General features: G+C 72.7%; 16 protein-coding genes. 2 read left to right on the forward strand and 14 right to left on the reverse strand.

Going from position 1 to position 16,281, the window contains the following annotated elements; genetic code table 11:
• Positions 1–16 precede the first annotated feature (16 nt).
• From AC156L_RS15155 to AC156L_RS15175, 5 genes are read right to left on the reverse strand one after another with little or no spacing between them, the layout of a single operon-like run.
• Positions 17–973 (reverse strand): fumarylacetoacetate hydrolase family protein, encoded by a 957-nt coding sequence (locus AC156L_RS15155; protein WP_330876418.1) that lies wholly within the window; start codon positions 971–973, stop codon positions 17–19.
• Positions 973–1,920: a VOC family protein gene (locus tag AC156L_RS15160; RefSeq protein ID WP_330876417.1), complete on the reverse strand. Its 948-nt coding sequence runs from the start codon at positions 1,918–1,920 to the stop codon at positions 973–975. Before AC156L_RS15160 ends, AC156L_RS15155 begins: the two co-directional genes overlap by 1 nt.
• Entirely contained in the window at positions 1,917–2,948 is a 1,032-nt protein-coding gene (locus AC156L_RS15165) for an amidohydrolase family protein (RefSeq protein ID WP_330876416.1), read from the reverse strand. Before AC156L_RS15165 ends, AC156L_RS15160 begins: the two co-directional genes overlap by 4 nt.
• The gene (locus AC156L_RS15170; RefSeq protein WP_330876415.1) at positions 2,945–4,072 is read right to left on the reverse strand and encodes an FAD-dependent monooxygenase; all 1,128 of its coding nucleotides are present in this window, start codon (positions 4,070–4,072) and stop codon (positions 2,945–2,947) included. Before AC156L_RS15170 ends, AC156L_RS15165 begins: the two co-directional genes overlap by 4 nt.
• Positions 4,069–5,049, reverse strand: a complete 981-nt coding sequence (locus AC156L_RS15175; protein WP_330876414.1) for a fumarylacetoacetate hydrolase family protein — start codon at positions 5,047–5,049, stop codon at positions 4,069–4,071. The genes AC156L_RS15170 and AC156L_RS15175 overlap by 4 nt, the downstream gene beginning before the upstream one ends.
• Positions 5,050–5,148: 99 nt before the next feature.
• Here AC156L_RS15175 and AC156L_RS15180 point away from each other — a divergent pair, with 99 nt between their 5' ends.
• Complete coding sequence (locus tag AC156L_RS15180; protein WP_330876413.1) at positions 5,149–6,105, forward strand: LysR family transcriptional regulator; 957 nt, start codon at positions 5,149–5,151, stop codon at positions 6,103–6,105.
• Between the two features lie 131 nt (positions 6,106–6,236).
• Here AC156L_RS15180 and AC156L_RS15185 read toward each other — a convergent pair whose 3' ends face one another.
• The 8 genes from AC156L_RS15185 to AC156L_RS15220 all read right to left on the reverse strand — a co-directional run bounded on the left by AC156L_RS15185 (position 6,237) and on the right by AC156L_RS15220 (position 14,224).
• Positions 6,237–7,649, reverse strand: a complete 1,413-nt coding sequence (locus AC156L_RS15185; RefSeq protein WP_330876412.1) for an alpha/beta fold hydrolase — start codon at positions 7,647–7,649, stop codon at positions 6,237–6,239.
• 146 nt (positions 7,650–7,795) lie between these two features.
• Positions 7,796–8,425, reverse strand: coding sequence for a response regulator transcription factor (locus AC156L_RS15190; RefSeq protein WP_330876411.1), 630 nt, complete (start codon positions 8,423–8,425; stop codon positions 7,796–7,798).
• The gene (locus AC156L_RS15195; RefSeq protein ID WP_330876410.1) at positions 8,422–9,768 is read right to left on the reverse strand and encodes a sensor histidine kinase; all 1,347 of its coding nucleotides are present in this window, start codon (positions 9,766–9,768) and stop codon (positions 8,422–8,424) included. Before AC156L_RS15195 ends, AC156L_RS15190 begins: the two co-directional genes overlap by 4 nt.
• A 53-nt stretch (positions 9,769–9,821) precedes the next feature.
• Positions 9,822–10,955 (reverse strand): acyltransferase family protein, encoded by a 1,134-nt coding sequence (locus AC156L_RS15200; protein WP_330876409.1) that lies wholly within the window; start codon positions 10,953–10,955, stop codon positions 9,822–9,824.
• Positions 10,952–11,122: a hypothetical protein gene (locus tag AC156L_RS15205; protein WP_330876408.1), complete on the reverse strand. Its 171-nt coding sequence runs from the start codon at positions 11,120–11,122 to the stop codon at positions 10,952–10,954. Before AC156L_RS15205 ends, AC156L_RS15200 begins: the two co-directional genes overlap by 4 nt.
• A 298-nt stretch (positions 11,123–11,420) precedes the next feature.
• Positions 11,421–12,506: an alkene reductase gene (locus AC156L_RS15210; protein WP_330876407.1), complete on the reverse strand. Its 1,086-nt coding sequence runs from the start codon at positions 12,504–12,506 to the stop codon at positions 11,421–11,423.
• 51 nt (positions 12,507–12,557) lie between these two features.
• The gene (locus AC156L_RS15215; RefSeq protein WP_330876406.1) at positions 12,558–13,160 is read right to left on the reverse strand and encodes an NADPH-dependent F420 reductase; all 603 of its coding nucleotides are present in this window, start codon (positions 13,158–13,160) and stop codon (positions 12,558–12,560) included.
• A gap of 20 nt (positions 13,161–13,180) precedes the next feature.
• Complete coding sequence (locus AC156L_RS15220; protein ID WP_330876405.1) at positions 13,181–14,224, reverse strand: zinc-binding dehydrogenase; 1,044 nt, start codon at positions 14,222–14,224, stop codon at positions 13,181–13,183.
• 71 nt (positions 14,225–14,295) lie between these two features.
• Here AC156L_RS15220 and AC156L_RS15225 point away from each other — a divergent pair, with 71 nt between their 5' ends.
• Complete coding sequence (locus AC156L_RS15225) at positions 14,296–15,000, forward strand: TetR/AcrR family transcriptional regulator (protein WP_330876404.1); 705 nt, start codon at positions 14,296–14,298, stop codon at positions 14,998–15,000.
• Positions 15,001–15,207: 207 nt separating this feature from the next.
• Here AC156L_RS15225 and AC156L_RS15230 read toward each other — a convergent pair whose 3' ends face one another.
• Entirely contained in the window at positions 15,208–16,152 is a 945-nt protein-coding gene (locus AC156L_RS15230; RefSeq protein ID WP_330876403.1) for an NADP-dependent oxidoreductase, read from the reverse strand.
• Positions 16,153–16,281: the final 129 nt, after the last annotated feature.

Below are 16,281 nucleotides of genomic sequence, written 5' to 3' on the forward strand. Positions count from 1 at the left end.
CTCGGTGGTGCGGCGGTCAGGGCCGGTTTCGCGGGCGTCGCCGCGCCGGTGTGACCGGTGGGGAGTCCGGGCTGGCCACGACGGTGTTCGTGATGCCCCCGATGCCCTCCACCGTCATGGTCACGACGTCCCCCGGCTTGAGCGGTGGTGGGTCCTGGACCCCGCGCCGGCCCCACAGCTCGGCGAGGCAGCCTCCGTTGCCGCACGTCCCGGAGCCGAGGACGTCCCCCGGACGGATCTCCGCGCTCCGGGACGCGTAGGCGACCAGTTCCTCGAACGGCCACCCCATGTTGGACAGCAGGTCCCGGCCGACCTCTCGTCCGTTGACCTCCACCGTCATCGCCAGCCGCAGGAAGCCCTCGGCGTCGCGGTAGGGCTCCAGTTCGTCCGCCGTCACGAGGACCGGGCCCAGCGTCGAGGCGAAGTCCTTTCCCTTGCAGGGGCCCAGGTTGACCTTCATCTCGCGGAACTGGAGATCCCTGGCCGACCAGTCGTTGAAGATCGTGTAGCCCACGATGTGGTCGCGGGCCCGCTCCGGGCGGAGGTCGCGTCCGCCGGACCCGATCACGGCGGCGACCTCCAGTTCGAAGTCGAGCAGGTCGCAGCCCGCCGGGACGGGGACGTCCTCGCCCGATCCGATCAGGGCGTAGGGGTTGGTGAAGTAGAACGTCGGGGCCTCGTACCACTCCGGTGCCACGCCGGGGTTTCCCGGCACCGCGGCCACCATGCCCTCGACGTGCTCCTCGAACGCGACGAAGTCGCGCACCGTCGGGGCGTCGAGCGGAGGCAGCAGCCGCAGCCCGGCCAGCGGCACGGCGTCGCCCGCCGACACCGCCGCCGCTCCGGCTCCGCGCAGGCTCCCGGACCGGATCAGGTCGAGGACGGTGGTCCCGTCGGGGAACCGGAGCAGGTGGTCGTCGACGACGACACCGCAGCGGACGCCGGTGGCGTCCTCGACGGTCGCGACGCGCATCAGACCGGCGGGGCCACGAACAGGCCCCTGTCCGGGTCGTTGAACGACTTCCTGGCGACGAACTCGTCCATCCTGTTCGCGGTGCCCCACTGGTCGGAGACCTCGGGGTCGGAGAAGTCGTGCAGGCTGGGGTGCCAGGTGTCCTCGTCGAGGCGTTCGAGTTCCGTCGTGTACTCGACGGTGTTGCCCAGCGGGTCGAGGAAGTAGGTGAAGGTGTTGTCGCCCGCCTTGTGCCGCCCCGGCCCCCAGATCTTCTCGACGCCCGCGCGCAGCAGCCGTCCGGAACCGCGCATGTACTCGTCGATGCCGCGCATCTCGAAGCTCGCGTGGTGCAGCGACGGGTGCGGCCCGCGGGCCACGGCGAAGCTGTGGTGCCAGTCGTTGCAGCGCAGGAACCACATCATGTCGCCCATGCGCGGGTGGGTGAGCACGTCGGAGAGCGCGAACGCGAGGTGCCGCTCGTAGAAGGCGACGGTGCCCTCCGGGTCGGCGGAGTTGACGACGACGTGGGAGAGCCGGACCGGGATGGACTCCCGCTCCTCGATCCTGCGGTGCGCGCGGGGCGCGACGTCGGCCGAGACCTCCACCGTGCGGCCCTCGTTGTCGAAGAACCGGAATCCGTACCCGCCACCGGGGGTCGTCACCGCGCCGGGTTCGGTCACCAGCCGCACGCCGTCACGGCCCAGGCGCAGCGCGAGGGTGTCGACGTCGGCGGGGGTGGCCGCGCCGAAGGCGATCAGGTCGATCCGCTTGTCGGTCGCCTGCCGGAGTCGCACGACGTACTGCTCGGGTGATCCCTCGGCGGCGAGGAACGAGATCCCGGAGTCGTGTTCCACCTCGGTCAAGCCCCACAGGCCGGTGTAGAACCCGCGTTGGACGGCGAGGTCCTCGACGCCGAGGTCGACGTGCCGAAGGTGGGTGATGAGGCGGCGGGGCGGCGCGGTCATGCGACCTCCTCGGTGAGGACCGGGAGCAGGCCGAGCAGGTCGGCGTTCCCGGAGCGGATGGCGTGCTGGTCGGCGTCGCCGAGACCGGTGGCGGCGAGCCGCGCGACGGGATCCGCGACGCCCATGTCGAAGGGGTGGTCGGAGCCCAGCAGCACCCGGTCGGCCCCGACCGCGGCCACGAGGGCGCGCAGCGCGTCGGGCGTGTGGACGAGCGAGTCGAACCACAGCCGCCGCAGGTAGCCGCTCGGCGGTTCGGCGCAGCCGCGGGCTTCGGGCCGCACCTGCCAGGCGTGGTCCGAGCGCCCGAGGAACGTGGGCAGGTAACCGCCGCCGTGCGCGGCGAGCAGCCGCAGCCGCGGGTGCCGGTCGAGCACCCCGGAGAAGATCAGGTGCGACAGGGCCACGGCGTTCTCGACGGGTTGCCCGACGGTGTTGGACAGGTAGAACCGGTCGAGCCGCTCGTCGAGGGAGCAGCCGAAGGGGTGCAGGAACACGACGGCGCCGGTGGCGGCGGCGTGCGTCCAGAACGGTTCCAGTGCCGCGTCGGAGAGTTCGACGCCGGGGGCGAAGGAGGAGATCTCCACCCCGCGCAGGCCGAGTTCGAGGGCGTCGTCCAGGGCCGCGACGCACAGGTCCGGGTGGTGCAGCGGCACCAGCCCCAGGCCGGTGAACCGGGACGGCTCCTCCGCGACGACGGCGGCGACACCGCGGTTGGCCGACCGGGCGACCGTCATCGCGAGGTCCCGGTCGGTCCAGTAGTGGTAGTGCGACGGCGACGGCGAGAGCACCTGGACGTCGACTCCCGCGGCGTCCATGTCGGCCAGGCGCGGCTCGACCGCGGTGAGCCGCGCGATCCGGTCACCGACCATGCGGCCGGAGATCGCGGTCGACTCCGGGCCGTTGCGGCGCAGGTCCAGCGCGCGGTGCTCGTCGAGGCCCGGCTGTCCGGCGACGACCGCCTCCACCTCGGGGACGATCACGTGGGCGTGCACGTCGACCACCGGGGCCCGACCGGCGGCGGCGCTCACGCCGGCCTGCCCACGGTCTCGGCGACGGTGCGCATGAGCCCCGGCACGTCGCCCCGCTCGCCGTCCAGCAGCCACTGCCCGAGCCGCACCGACGCGTCCACGACCGTGCGGACCCGTTCCAGGCGGCGTTCGGTGAACGCGGCCCACAGGTCGCCGTCGACGGTGTCGGCGGCGAGGAGGAGTTCGACGAGCACCGCCGCGTCCTCCAGCGCGAGCGCCGCACCCTGGGCGACGGTCGGGGGACAGGTGTGCACGGCGTCGCCGATGAGCACCACCCTGCCGCGGTTCCACGGTCCGTCGAGCAGGTGGGTCTCGAACCAGGTGTAGTTGATCCGGGCCGGGTCGACGAGCAGGGCGCGGATGTCGTCCCACGGCCCGTGGTAGTGCTCGGCGAGCGCGCGCACCACGGCCAGCCGGTCGTCCGGGGAGAGAGCGCCGCGGTCCTGCGCGTCCTCGACGAGGTAGGCGTAGAGCGAGTCGTCACCGGTGGGGCAGTAACCCGCGATGTAGGCGCGCCCCCCGTAGTAGAGGTCGGTGCGGGTCACCGACTCCGGGCGCGAGGTGAACGCGCGCCAGATGCCCATGCCCGTCGCGCGGGTCCGGAGTTCGATCCCGAGCAGGCCGCGCACCGCGGAGCGCACCCCGTCGGCGCCGACGACGAGGTCGTACCGGCGTCGGGAGGAGTCGGAGAAGGTGGCGTCGACGCCCTCGTCGTCCTGCTCCAGTCCGACGACCGTGGTGCCGAAGCGGATCTTCGCTCCGAGCGAGGCCGCCCGGTCGACGAGGATGCGGGCGAGGTCCGGTCGGTACATGCCGACGGTGGCGGGCAGCCCCGAGGCGCTGGGGATCTCCCGCGCCTCGAACAGGAGCGTGCCGTGCGCGTCGGGGGCGCGCATCCCGATGTCGTTGAACGCGTACCCGGCTCGCTCGACCAGTGGCCACACGCCGAGGTCGCGCAGCACGCGCAGGGCGTTCTCCTGGACGGTGATGCCCGAGCCGGTGGCCGTGACGTCGGGGCTGATCTCCACGAGGTCGACGGCGATCCCGGCGTCGGCGAGCAGGATCGCGGCGGCGGTCCCGGCCGGCCCGCCACCGACCACGAGCACGGAGCCGACGGCGGTCACGGGGCCACCGCCCTGACCCGCTGGGTGCCCAGCGACAGCGATTCGCCGCCGGTGATCGTGCCCTCCACGACGTCGCCGTCGCGCAGCAGCCGTCCGTGGTGGATCCCGTTGCCCGCCGGGCTCCCGGTCAGGACGAGGTCGCCGGGCAGCAGCGGAACCGTGTGCGACGCCGCGGCCACCAGGGCGGCGACGTCGAAAATCATGTCCTTCGTGGACTCATCTTGCATGGTGTCCCCGTTGAGCGTCAGGGTCACCCGCAGGTCCGCCGGATCGCCGACGAACCGGCTCGGCACGAGGAACGGTCCGGTGGGCAGGAAACCCGGTGCGTTCTTGGCCCGGAACCAGTCGGTGCCGATCTCCGGCATGTCCCTGCGGAACACCAGGTCGCGGGTCGTGAGGTCGTTGACGATGGTGTAGCCGGCGACGTGGTCCAGCGCCTCGTCGCGGTCGACCCGGAACGCGCGGCGTCCGATCACCGCGGCCAGTTCCAGTTCCCAGTCGTGCTCGTGCGAGTAGTCGGGCAGGACGACGTCGTCGTACGGGCCGCCGATCACGGTGGGGAGCCCGAGGAAGAGGTACGGGGTGCCCTCGGCAGCGCGGCGGTCCATCATCGCCGCGGTCTCCGCCCGGACCTGCTCGACGGTCCGCTCGGCGGTGATCTCGCTGTGCTGGACGGCCAGTTCGATCACGTGGGTGCGGTAGTTCGCCCCGGCCTGCACCACCTGGCGGGGGGCGACGGGGGCCCGCACGTCGAGGGGCGCGAGCGGCTGCCACGCGCCGGTGGCGTCCGCCAGTTCCGCCAGGACCGGGAGGACTGCGTCCCACTCGTCCAGCAGGTCCCTCACCGATGCGCCGGGGAAGCGGGCGGAGAGGTCGAGCACCCGCTCCTCGACGACGAGCCCGGCGAACTCCCGGCTGGTCGCGGTCGTGCGGAAGGTTCCGATGCCGAACCTGGTCGACGCTGCGGGATCGGGCACGTGAGCGGCCCCTTTCGTCGGAGATGCCGGTGCATACTCTTCTCCGACCTCGGTCATCCAGGAAGATGACTCCGCTGATGATCGGTATAAGCGACATCGATGAGAGGGGGAGCGGTGCAGTTGGCCAACCTCGACCTCAACCTGTTGGTGCCGCTGGACGCGCTGCTGCGGGAACGCAGCGTGACACGGGCCGCCGTGGCGCTCGGGTTGAGCCAACCCGCGCTCAGCGCCTCGCTGGCGCGGCTGCGCAGGCACTTCGGGGACGAGCTGCTGACCCGCGTCGGCAACACCTACGAGCTCACGCCGCTGGCCGTGGCCCTGCGCCGCAGGGTCGGCGTCGCGCTGAGCGGGGCCGAGCGGGTCTTCGCGAGCGAACCCGGCTTCGACCCGGCGACCTCGACGCGCGACTTCACGCTGCTCGGCTCGGACTACCCGATGGTGGTGCTCGGCTCCTCGGTCGCGCGGATCATGGGCGAACGCGCCCCCGGCGTCCGGCTGCGCTTCCAGCACCAGATGCCGTCGATCATCGAATCGGCGGGGGAGGCCCTGCGCGAGGTCGACGGGCTCGTGTTCCCGCACGGCTTCCTGTCCGACGTGCCGCACCTGGACCTGTACCGCGACACCTGGGTCTGCCTGGTGGCCACCGACAACCCGCACGTCGGGGACTCGCTCACCATGGACGACCTGGCCACGCTCCCGTGGGTGCTCACCTACAACTCCTCGACGGCGTTCACCCCCGCCGACCGCCAGTTGCAGATCCTCGGTGTGCAGCCGAAGGTCCAGGTCGTGGTCGAGAGCTTCGTCGCGCTGCCCTACTTCATCGCCGGAACGGACCGGATCGGTCTGGTGCAGGGCCACCTCGCCGGGCGGCTGACCCGCACCGGTGACGTTCGAGCCCTGCCCTGCCCGTACGACGTCGTCCCGCTGGTGGAGGCGTTGTGGTGGCACCCGATGCACGAACGCGATCCCGAGCACGTGTGGATGCGGTCGGTCATGGCCGAGGCAGGCGCCCGCGTGGGCGACGGCGGTGCGGCGACCCCGCCGGTCGGTCGGTAGCGCTCACCAGGTGCGGATCGAGCCGAGGGGGTGTGTCCGCCCGACCACACCCCCTCGCGAACGTCACCCGGTCGGGTCGACCAGCACGGAGGGCCCGCTCGTCCGGTCGGTGAGAGGACCGAGGACGGACCCTAGGCCGGAGGCACGGGCGCGCCGGGGCAGGAGTCGTTCGAGACCGCGCCGGTGTCGAAGAACTCCACGGCCTTGGCCGCGCACGGCAGGTCCAACAGCGAGCCGTGGACGTCGTCCTCGACGGTCAGCAGCGCGCCACCGATCCGCTGCCGCATCTCCCGCGCCCAGCCCACCGGGGTGACCTGCTCGTAGACGTGCCCGACGAGTTGCAGGGGGCTGCTACCGGCGGTGAGCCGCCACGGCTGGGCGGGGATCGGCCAGCCGACGCAGCGGACGGCCTCGGAGCCGTACTGCCCGGCGACGGGCAGTTCCCCGACCAACCGGAGCCGGACGTCCCACACCTGGTCGAAGTCGCGGGTGCTGACGGATTCGTTGCACATGACCGAGGTCTGCTGGAACGGGCTGAAGCCGGTCTGGTCGGCGTCCCAGCCGAACGCGCGCACCTCCCCGTCGGGCAGTGCCGCGGGCGTGGCCCGATCGCGGATCGCGGCGAGTTGCCGCGCCGTGGCCGCCCAGTAGCGCCGCGTCGAGGTGAGCAGGCCGTCGAACGCGTCGGGCCTGCTGGTCTGCCGCGCCCGCAGTTCGAGCAGGGCGCCGGTCACGGCGGCCTGGGTCGTCCCGAAGCGGTAGACGTCGTCGTTGCGGGCGATCCAGGCGGCGAACTCGGCGAAGGTGTTCTCCTGCGCGGTCAGCTGTGCGCGGTCCATCTCGACCATGTCCAGGTCGGGCGGCATCACCGAGTCGAGCAGCATCCTGTCGACGTGGGCGTCGAACAGGGTGCGGTAGTGCGCGCCGAGGACGGTGCCCCAGGAGATGCCGTAGTAGCCGATCTTGTCCTCGCCGAGGGCGATTCGGATGCGGTCCATGTCGCGAGCGATGTTCGCCGTGGTGAGGTTGCGGACGAACTCCGGGTCCTCCTCGACGCAGCGCCGGTGGTTGCGGCCGTCGCGTTCGGCCTCGAAGCGGGCCTTCTCCTTCTCCGGCAGGGAGGGATCCGGCTGGGTCCAGTCGTCCTCGCAGGCCACGGCCGCGCTGTAGCCGACGCCGCGGGGAGCGAACCCGATGAGGTCGTGGTGCACCCCGATCCCGGCCGCCTGCGACCGCAGGAGCTCCTTGGGCATCTCCATCCCGGAGCCGCCCGGCCCACCGGGGTTGAGCAGGACGACACCGACGCGGCTGCCGGAGGCCCTCACCCGGCTGATCGCGATGTCGACGGTGCGCCCTTCCGGTTTCGCGTAGTCGACGGGCACGGTCACCACCGCGCACTCGGAACGCTCGTCGGTGGTGGGCCAGCGGTTGGCGATGTCCTTGCAGGGCCGCCACTCCAGGCCTTCCGCGGCGGCGATCCCCGGCGCCAGGGGGATGAGCACCAGCCCGGCCAGGGCCGCGCAGAACAGGTCCTTGATCTTCATGGGAGGAACCCTGGCAGGGTGGGCGGCCCCGGCGACTCGGTCGATGGGCCGAGTCTTCCGACACTCGGCCGAGTCCCTCCGGCCTAGCGGCCGTGCAGGGGCGCCAGGTGGTGTCCCGGTGGGTCTCGTCGCCCGGTAGGCGCGTCTCAGTCCTGCGGTGTCAGGTAGCCGCAGGAGAACGCGGCGGCGACGGCGGCCGCTCGGTCGTTGACGCCCAGCTTCGCGTACACGTGCAGCAGGTGCGTCTTGACCGTCGTCTCGCTGATGAAGAGCCGCTTCGCCGCCTCGCGGTTCGTCGAGCCGCGGGAGATCAGCTCCAGCACCTCCAGCTCGCGCCGGGACAGCGGTGCCGGGGCTGGTCTGCGCACCTGTTCCACGAGCCGGGTCGCGACGGCGGGGGAGAGCACCGCCTGCCCGCGTGCCGCGGCCTCCACCGCGCGGACGAGTTCCGCCCTCGACGTCTCCTTCAGGAGGTAGCCGGTGGCGCCGGCTTCGATGGCGGACAGCACGTGGCTGTCCGTGTCGTACGTGGTGAGCACCAGCACCCGTGACGGCACCCCGCGCTTCGCCAACTCCCTGATGGCGGCGACGCCGTCGGTTCCGGGCATCCGCAGGTCCATGAGGATCACGTCGGGGCGCAGGCGCTCCCCGGCCGCGATCGCTTCCGCGCCGTCACCGGCTTCGCCGACCACCTCGAAGCGGGGATCGCCGCCGAACATGCCCCGCAGCCCGTCCCGCACCACCGGGTGGTCGTCGACGATCAGCAGTGAGATCAACCCACGCTCCCGACGGGGATCGCAGGCACCGTCACCGTGATCGCGGTGCCCCCGCCCGGCTCGGACTCGACGTCCAGCCGTCCCGCGAGCAGCCGCACCCGCTGCCGCATGCCCGCGAGCCCGAAGCCCCCGTCCGCGGAGCTGCCCGCGGGTGTGGTGCCGGGCAGGAAACCCACGCCGTCGTCCAGCACGTCGAGCGTCACCAGGTCCTCCATGTACGACAGGGTCAGGGAGACCCGACCGGCTCGTGCGTGCTTGGCGACGTTGGCGAGAGCCTCCTGCGCGGTCCGCAGCAGTGCCACCTCGACGTCGGTGTGCACCGGCCGGGCGTCGCCGGTCGTGGTCAGCACCGCCTCGACGCGGTTCACCTCCGACCAGCGCGCGGCCACGTCGCGGATCGCGTCCGGGAGGCGGGCCTCCGCCAGCGCGGACGGTCCCACCGCGTGCACCGTCCGACGGGCCTCGGTGAGGCTCTCGCGGGCCAGGTCCATCGCGTTCGTCACGTGCCTGCGCGACACCGCTGGTTCGGCCGACGCCTGCTCGGCGGCCTGGAGCTGGGTGAGGATGCCCGCCAGCCCCTGAGCGAGGGTGTCGTGGATCTCCCGTGCCATCCGCTGCCGCTCGTCGAGCACGCCCGCCTCGCGGGCCTGCGCGAGCAGTTGGACGTGCAGGCCCGCGTTCTCCGCCAGCGCGGCCTCGAGCTCGGTGTTGGCCTGGTGCAACTCGACCAGCGCCCGCTTCTGCCGGTGGTCGCGCCGGTCGGACATCACGTCGGCGTGGAAGGCCGCCGTGGCCAGCACCGTGGTGAGCGCGCTGACGGCGGGCCACTGCCACCACTCGTCGGCCGTGATGCTGGCGGCCCCGCCCACGTAGGAGATCGCCGAGACCGTGGACGTGACGGCCACGCCGACGTAGCGCCACCGGCCCTTCAGGTACTGGAAGGCGTGCACGTAGCCCATGAAGGCGAAGAAGCCGAACCAGGGCGTGAGCAGCACGAGGCAGGCGGTCACCGCCACGAGCCCCGTGTAGTACAGGCCCATCACCGGGCCGTTGCCGTGCGACTCCGGGTGGAGCGTGTGGAACCACAGCACCCACGCGGTGAGCAGGGTGGAGAGCCCGAGCACCGCCGGGAGGTGCACCGGCGCGTTCCAGAGCGGCTGGAGCAGGGACAGCACCAGGCTGACCGCCAGCAGCGCGTACGGGAGCACTCCCAGGACCGCGGTCCGCTTGTGCTCCCAGCGTTCGAACTCCCCGCGCAACTCGGCCTCGACGCCCACGACCCGCTCCCAGCGGAAGTACCGGGCGGCCGGACTCCCGGCCGCGATCGTCCACACCAGCACCACGTGCGCTGCCCCGCCATGATCGCACGTGGTGCCTGCCGCGACCCGGAGTCGCGCTACACCACCGCCCGCACGGCGCGCACGCGGCGCAGAGCGCCCGAGACCGCCCAGCTCGCGACCGAGGCGAGCACCAGGGTCAGCAGGAACTTCGGCACGGGCGCCGCGTCGAGCGGGTGCAGCACCGCCACGACTCCGACGATGACCGGCGCGTGCACGAGGTAGACGGCGAAGGCGTTGTCGGCGAGGTAGCGGCTGAACCGCGACGAACCGGCGGCGAAGCGCTCGAACACGCGGAGCAGAACCAGGATGACGCCGACCGCGAACAGCGACTCCCACAGCGCGAGAGCCAGGTGGACGGGGCTCCCACTGGTCAGGTCGTCGGAGTCCACGAGACCGCGGTAGCCGCCCAGCGCCATCGGCACGAACGACCCCGCCACGAGAAGTGCGCCGAACCGGCCCGTCCTTCGCGGGAGCGTCGTGAACCAGCTCCGGCGGTAGGCCGCGACGCCGGTGGCGAAGAGCAGCAGGTACTGGGGCAGGTAGGCGGGACTGGGCAGTCCGAGCACCGGTTCGTAGGTGCCGAGGGGGACGAGGATCCGCCACGCGTAGGTGGCCACGGCGAGGACGAGGGCGAGGGCGAGCACGTCCCGCCGCCGCAGCGGTCGTGACCGCGCGGGTTCCGCGGGCCCGCGCAGGTGCCGTGACAACGCGAACGCGAGGGAGAAGATCAGCAGCACCTCGAGGAACCAGGCGGGACCGATCTGCCAGGAGGTGACGTAGTAGACCGCGAAGGACGGCCGGGTCGCGGGCGGCTGGTCGAGGTAGATCGGCAGGGCGAAGAGCGGCCGCAGCAGCACGACGAACCCGAGGAAGGGGATCCCGAGCCGCTTGAGGCGCTCGACCGCGAACGTGCCCGGTCCCCTCCGGTCGGCCGCGCCGGGGACGAAGTACCCGGACAGCAAGAAGAAGAACCCCATGAAGAACGTCTGGTTGACCAGGAGCAGCAGGTCCAGCGGCAACGCCGCCGACGGCGAAGCAGGCTGCTGCCAGTTGGGCCAGAGCTGGAGATTGCCGTGCGCGGCGGCGGAGTGGTGCGCGACCACCAGGACGGTCAGGAAGACGCGGAGGTTGTCGATGTGGAGGATGCGCGTCGGACGCGAAGCGCGGACGACGTCGGGTCGTGGTGTCACAGGGCCGCACGTCCCGTCGGCTCGGCGTGGGCGGGCAGGAGCCTCGGGGTTGTGGGAGGGGCTTCCACGCCACACCCCGAGACCTGGCCCCGCTCGCCGGTGGGGCCAGGTCTCGGGGTGTGGTCGCCGCAGCGCTTGACGAGGCCGTCGACCTCGATGATCGTCATGTGCAGGAGCCTGCCGCCCGCGGGGGCGCGCCGGATCGACCACGCGGGCGCGGATGACCGCGAGCGCGGTGGACCCCGTCCATCCTCCGAACGGAGGATGGACGGGGTGGCAGGCGGTGAAGGTCCCCGTGGCGGTCGGAGGTGTCGTCCGCGCCGGGCGTGCGGGACATCGCGGTCAACGACGCGCGACGCGAGGTGCGCGCGGGGCCGTGCCACCCCTGGCGGACGCCGAGGCGTCCGGGACGTGCCAGGGCTCCGCGCGCCCGGCGTGTCGCGGGCGTCGTCGCCCACGCCCCGCTCAGCCCGCGGTGTGGGCGGGGTAGTCGGTGTAGCCCTCGGCGTGACCGCCGTAGTGGGTTTCCCGGTCGTCGTCGGCCAGCGGGTGGCCCTGCGCGAAGCGCTCGACCAGGTCGGGGTTGGCGATGAAGAGGGCGCCGAAGGAGACCGCGTCGACGGTGCCGCGGTCGAGGATCTCGTTGCCGAGGGCCTGGGTGAAGCCGAGGTTGGCGACGATGCCGCCCTGGTAGTGGGCGCGGTAGCGGGAGAAGAGGGCGATGCGCTCCTCGATGGTGCCGGGGGCGCCCACCAGGTGCAGGTAGGCCAGGTTGTCGTCGTTGAGCTTCTTGAGGAGCTGGTCGTAGTCGGCGAGCGTCTCCTCGTCCGCGGTGAACGCGGTTCCGCTGGTCCAGCCGGGCGACATCTTCACGCTGACGCGGTCGCTGCCCCACACGTCGCCGACGGCGTCGAGGACGTCGAGGAGGAACCGGGCCCGCTTCTCGCTGCTGCCCCCGTAGGCGTCGGTGCGGTGGTTGAGCCGGGGGTTGAGGAACTGCGGGATCAGGTGGGACACCTGGGCGTGGAGTTCCACGCCGTCGAAACCGGCGCGGCGGGCGTTCTCGGCCGCGTGGCGGTAGTCGGCGATGGTGGCGGCGATCTCGGCGGCGGTGTAGGCGCGCGGGGTGAGGGTGTCCTTCGGGCCGGAGGGGGTGAAGGACTTCTCGCCGGGGTTGACGGCCGAGGGGCCCGCGGGCAGGCGGCCACCGAGGTGGTCGGGGTGGGAGACCGCTCCGACGTGTCCGAGCTGGCAGACGATCCGCCCGCCCGCCTCGTGGACGGCGTCGGTGACCTTCGCCCAGCCCGCGGTCTGCGTGTCGGTGTAGATGCCGGGGACGTCGGCGAAGCCGATCGCGTCGGTGCTGACCCACGTTCCCTCGGTGACGATCAGCCCGGCGGTGGCGCGCTGCGCGTAGTAGGTCGCGTGCAGGTCGGTGGGCGCCAGTTCGGCGTTGTGGGCGCGGGCGCGGGTCATGGGGGCCATGACGACGCGGTTGGGGAGCTCCAGCGCGCCGAGGCGGACAGGCTGGAGCAGGGGCTGGGTGGTCATGGGTGATGTCCTTGTGTCGAGGAGCGGATGAGGAGCGGGCGAGGGCCCGTCTCAGTCCTGTTTGAGGGCGTGGAGGGCGGAGAGCGGACCGCCGAGCTGCATGAGGCGTCCGCCCTCGCGCAAGGAGCCGACGTCGACGGGGGCGAACCCGAATGCGGCGGTGAGGTCCGCGACGGTCGCCTTGGCGTCGGCGTCGTCACCGGCGAGGAACAGCACCTGGCGTCCGGCCGGGTGGCGCGGGTCGGCGGCGATGTACTGGCCGTAGAGGGTGTTGAACGCCTTGACGACGCGGGCTCCGGGCAGCAGCGAGGCGACGTGCTCGCTGCCGGTCAGCTCGCCCAGGTCGGCGATCTCCGGGTGCGGGGGCGGGGAGGCGAACTGGTTGGTGGCGTCGATGACGATGCGTCCGTCGAAGTGCGGCAGGCCCGCTGTCGCCTCCGGGATCCGGGGCCAGCCGACCGCGAGGAGCACGAGCTCCGCCGAGGCGGCCTCCTCCGTGGTGCCTGCCCTGGCGAGCGGTCCGAGTTCGTCGGCGAGCCCCGTCAGGGAGGCGGGGCCGCGGCTGTTGCTCAGCACGACCTGGTGGCCGTGCGCCACGGCGTGACGGGCGATGGCCTTCGCGACGGTTCCGGCGCCGAGGGTTCCGATCTTCATGGCGGTGCCCTTCGTGGGGTTCAGGGTTCGGGGCTGGTGAGCAGGACGGTTCCGCTCTTGCCGGGGCGGTGGACGTGGTCGACGGCCTTCGCGAAGTCGGCGAGGTCGTAGCGGGCCGCGACCTCGAAGAGGTCCGGGGCGGTCACGGCCAGACGCGCCGCGAAGGCGACATCCTCGGCCCGTTCGTCGGGTGTGCGGGCCGTCCACCGGCCGACGGTCACGCCCCGCACGGTCAGGGCCCGCGGTGTCAGCGCGAGCGACTCCAGCGGTGTGCTGCCGGAACCGAGCTGTCCGTAGGTGATCAGGGTGCCGCCGTCGTCGAGCAGCCCGGCCAGCTCACCGGTCAGGGAGCCGCCCACCGCGTCCAGCACGACCTGGGCTCCCCGGCCGCCGGTCGCGTCCCGGACCTGGGTGCGCCAGTCCGCGTCGGCCGTCGAGATGGTCGGCAGCCCTGGGAAGCGCTGCCGCAGGGTCTGCGCCCCCTCGGCGCTGCGCACCAGGTTGACCAGCGGGATGTCGTGCTCGACCGCCGCGGCGCCGACCAGCTTTCCCACCGACGAGCCCGCGGCCGTCTGCACCACCGGACCCGCCCGGCCGTGCCGGGCGTCCTCGACCGCCCGCAGCAGGGTGAGCAGGGTGAGCGGGTTGACCAGCATCAGGGCCGCGGTCTCGTCGCTGACGCCGTCGGGTACCGGCACCACCAGATCGGTCGGTGCCGTGATGACCTCGCTCCACGCGCCCGGCACCGGGAAGAACGCGACCCGCTGACCGGGCCGCAGGTGCCGCACGCCCTCGCCGACGGTCTCGACGAGGCCCGTTCCCTCCAGGCCGGGGATCCGCGGCGCGGCGAACCGCCGCCGCGGCGCACCCGGAAAGCCCTGGACCCCCGCCAGGTCGCCGGGGTGGACGGGCCGGGACAGCACCCGGACCCGCACCTGCCCGGCCGCGGGCGCGGCGGGGGGTGGCTGCTCGCTCAGGCGCAGTACCCGCCTGGCTTCTCCGTGCCGGTCGTGGGCGATGGCCCGCATGACGCTCCCGTTCCCCGAGTTATTGATGATGGTCATCATTGGATGCCCTGTTATGATGAGATGCATCATCGAAAAGGTCAAGTCGGGAGCGACGCGGGAGGACGGCGATGCCGCGGATCACCAAGGGGGACAAGGCCCGCAACCGGCGGAACATCCTCGACGCGGCGGGCCGCCTGTTCCGCGCGCGGGGCATCGACGCGGTCGGCATCGCCGAACTGATGAAGGGGGCCGGCCTCACCCACGGCGGCTTCTACAACCACTTCGCCTCCAAGGACGACCTGGTCGTGGAGGTGTGCGGGGCCTCGTTCGCCGCCTCGCTCGCGAGCCTGGCCCGGACGGTCGAGGACGGTCCGGACCAGGACGGCCCTCCGCTGGAGCGGGTCGTGGGCGGGTACCTGTCCACCGCGCACCGCGACGCCCCGGACGGCGGCTGCCCCTCCGCCTCCCTGGTCACCGACGCCGGACGGCACGGTGAGGCCGTGCAGGGCGCGTACGCCGAAGGGGTCGAGGGCTATCTCGCGGGCTTCGCCGCCGAGTTCCTGCGCGAAGCCGAGCGGCAGGGCCGCGAACTCGACCCGGCCGAGGCCCGGCGCAAGGCCGTGCGCCTGCTCAGCGAGATGGTCGGCGCGCTGGTGCTCGCCAGGGCCGTGCGCCGCGTCGAGCCCGAACTCTCCGACGAGATCCTGCGGGCCCGCCGCGGCCACGCCGTCGACCGGGGCGACCCGGAACCCGACGACCGTGCCCGCGCGGGACGCGGTCGGGGCGGCCGTCACCCGGCACGGGTCCCGCGCGATCCGGAACACCGCTGCTGACGCGGCGTCCGCGTCGGCTCAGGTGCACGTGAGGACCCGGATCCTGTCGGCGGTCACGCGCCGGGCGACGTCGGATTCGAACGCGGTGGTGTGGTCACCTCGGCGGGGATCGGCTGGGCCGTTCCGGCGGCCATCGGGGCCATCGCGGCGGCGATCTCGGGGTTCGGTCCGGGTGGCGTGGTCCGCTGCTTCCCCCGGAGGGGTGCGTCAGGCGCCGGGGGCGAGGAGGACGACCTTGCCGTGGAGCCCGCCCGCCGCGGCTCGGGCGTGGATCTCGGGCAGGTCGGCCAGCGGCACGCGCTGGGCGACGTCGACCCGCAGGTCACCGGAGTCGACCAGGCCCACCAGCTTCGCGAGCTGGTCGGCGTCGCTGCGGACGTAGAGGTTGATGCCGCGCACGTCGCGGTCCTCGTCGGTCGGCGCGGGCATCCAGATCGTCGTGTTGACGACGACTCCGCCGGGGCGGACCAGGGTGACCAGCCGGGCCAGGACCGCGGGGTCGACCGGCGCGAGGTTCAGCACGAGGTCGACCTGCTCGGTCACGGCGGCGAGCACGCTGGTGGTGGTGTGGTCGACGATCTCGTCGGCACCGGCGCTCCGGACGGCTTCGGTGCTGCGCGGGCCTGCCGTGGCGATGACGTGGGAGCCCGCCTGCTTGGCGAGCTGGACGGCGTAGCCGCCGACTGGTCCGCCCGCGCCGTTGACCAGCACGCGCTGCCCGGACTTGAGCCTGCCGTGGTCGAAGAGCGCCTGGTAGGCGGTGAGGGCCACCGACGGCAACGCGGCGGCGTCAGCCAGCGGAATGCTCTTGGGGGCCGGGGTCAGGGCGGCCGCTGGTGCGATGACGTGCTCGGCCGCGGCACCGGCCTTGGTCATCGGCAGGAAGCCGACGACCTCGTCGCCCACGTCGACGCCCCGGACCCCCTCGCCCAGCGCGTCGACCGTGCCCGCGACGTCGTAGCCGGGGGTGTGCGGCAGGTCGACCGGGATGGCGCCCTGCATGACGCCCAGGCGGATGTTGCCCTCGACCGGGTTGAACGTCGTGGCCGCGACGCGGACCAGGACCTCGCCGGCCGCGGGGACGGGCTGCTCGACGTCCTCGTACCGCAGGACCTCGGGGCCGCCGAACTCGTGGAAACGCACTGCCTTCATGACCGCTCTCCCTCGGTTCCAGTTGCTTCGAAGTCGAAGCAACTGGAACCGACCGTAGACCTGCTTCGAATTCGAAGCAAAGTGACGTGCGGCACTCGGTGGTGGGCAGGGGTGGCGTCGGGTCGGTCG

This window comes from Umezawaea sp., from assembly GCF_057122925.1.

Bases quoted from the DNA above. Each gene is read 5' to 3' on its own strand.
- AC156L_RS15215 (WP_330876406.1), bottom strand. From the start codon at position 13,160: ATGAAGATCGGAACCCTCGGCGCCGGAACCGTCGCGAAGGCCATCGCC.
- AC156L_RS15205 (WP_330876408.1), bottom strand. From the start codon at position 11,122: ATGACGATCATCGAGGTCGACGGCCTCGTCAAGCGCTGCGGCGACCAC.
- AC156L_RS15180 (WP_330876413.1), top strand. From the start codon at position 5,149: ATGAGAGGGGGAGCGGTGCAGTTGGCCAACCTCGACCTCAACCTGTTG.
- AC156L_RS15155 (WP_330876418.1), bottom strand. From the start codon at position 973: ATGCGCGTCGCGACCGTCGAGGACGCCACCGGCGTCCGCTGCGGTGTC.
- AC156L_RS15210 (WP_330876407.1), bottom strand. From the start codon at position 12,506: ATGACCACCCAGCCCCTGCTCCAGCCTGTCCGCCTCGGCGCGCTGGAG.
- AC156L_RS15230 (WP_330876403.1), bottom strand. From the start codon at position 16,152: ATGAAGGCAGTGCGTTTCCACGAGTTCGGCGGCCCCGAGGTCCTGCGG.
- AC156L_RS15160 (WP_330876417.1), bottom strand. From the start codon at position 1,920: ATGACCGCGCCGCCCCGCCGCCTCATCACCCACCTTCGGCACGTCGAC.
- AC156L_RS15220 (WP_330876405.1), bottom strand. From the start codon at position 14,224: ATGACCATCATCAATAACTCGGGGAACGGGAGCGTCATGCGGGCCATC.
- AC156L_RS15225 (WP_330876404.1), top strand. From the start codon at position 14,296: ATGCCGCGGATCACCAAGGGGGACAAGGCCCGCAACCGGCGGAACATC.
- AC156L_RS15185 (WP_330876412.1), bottom strand. From the start codon at position 7,649: ATGAAGATCAAGGACCTGTTCTGCGCGGCCCTGGCCGGGCTGGTGCTC.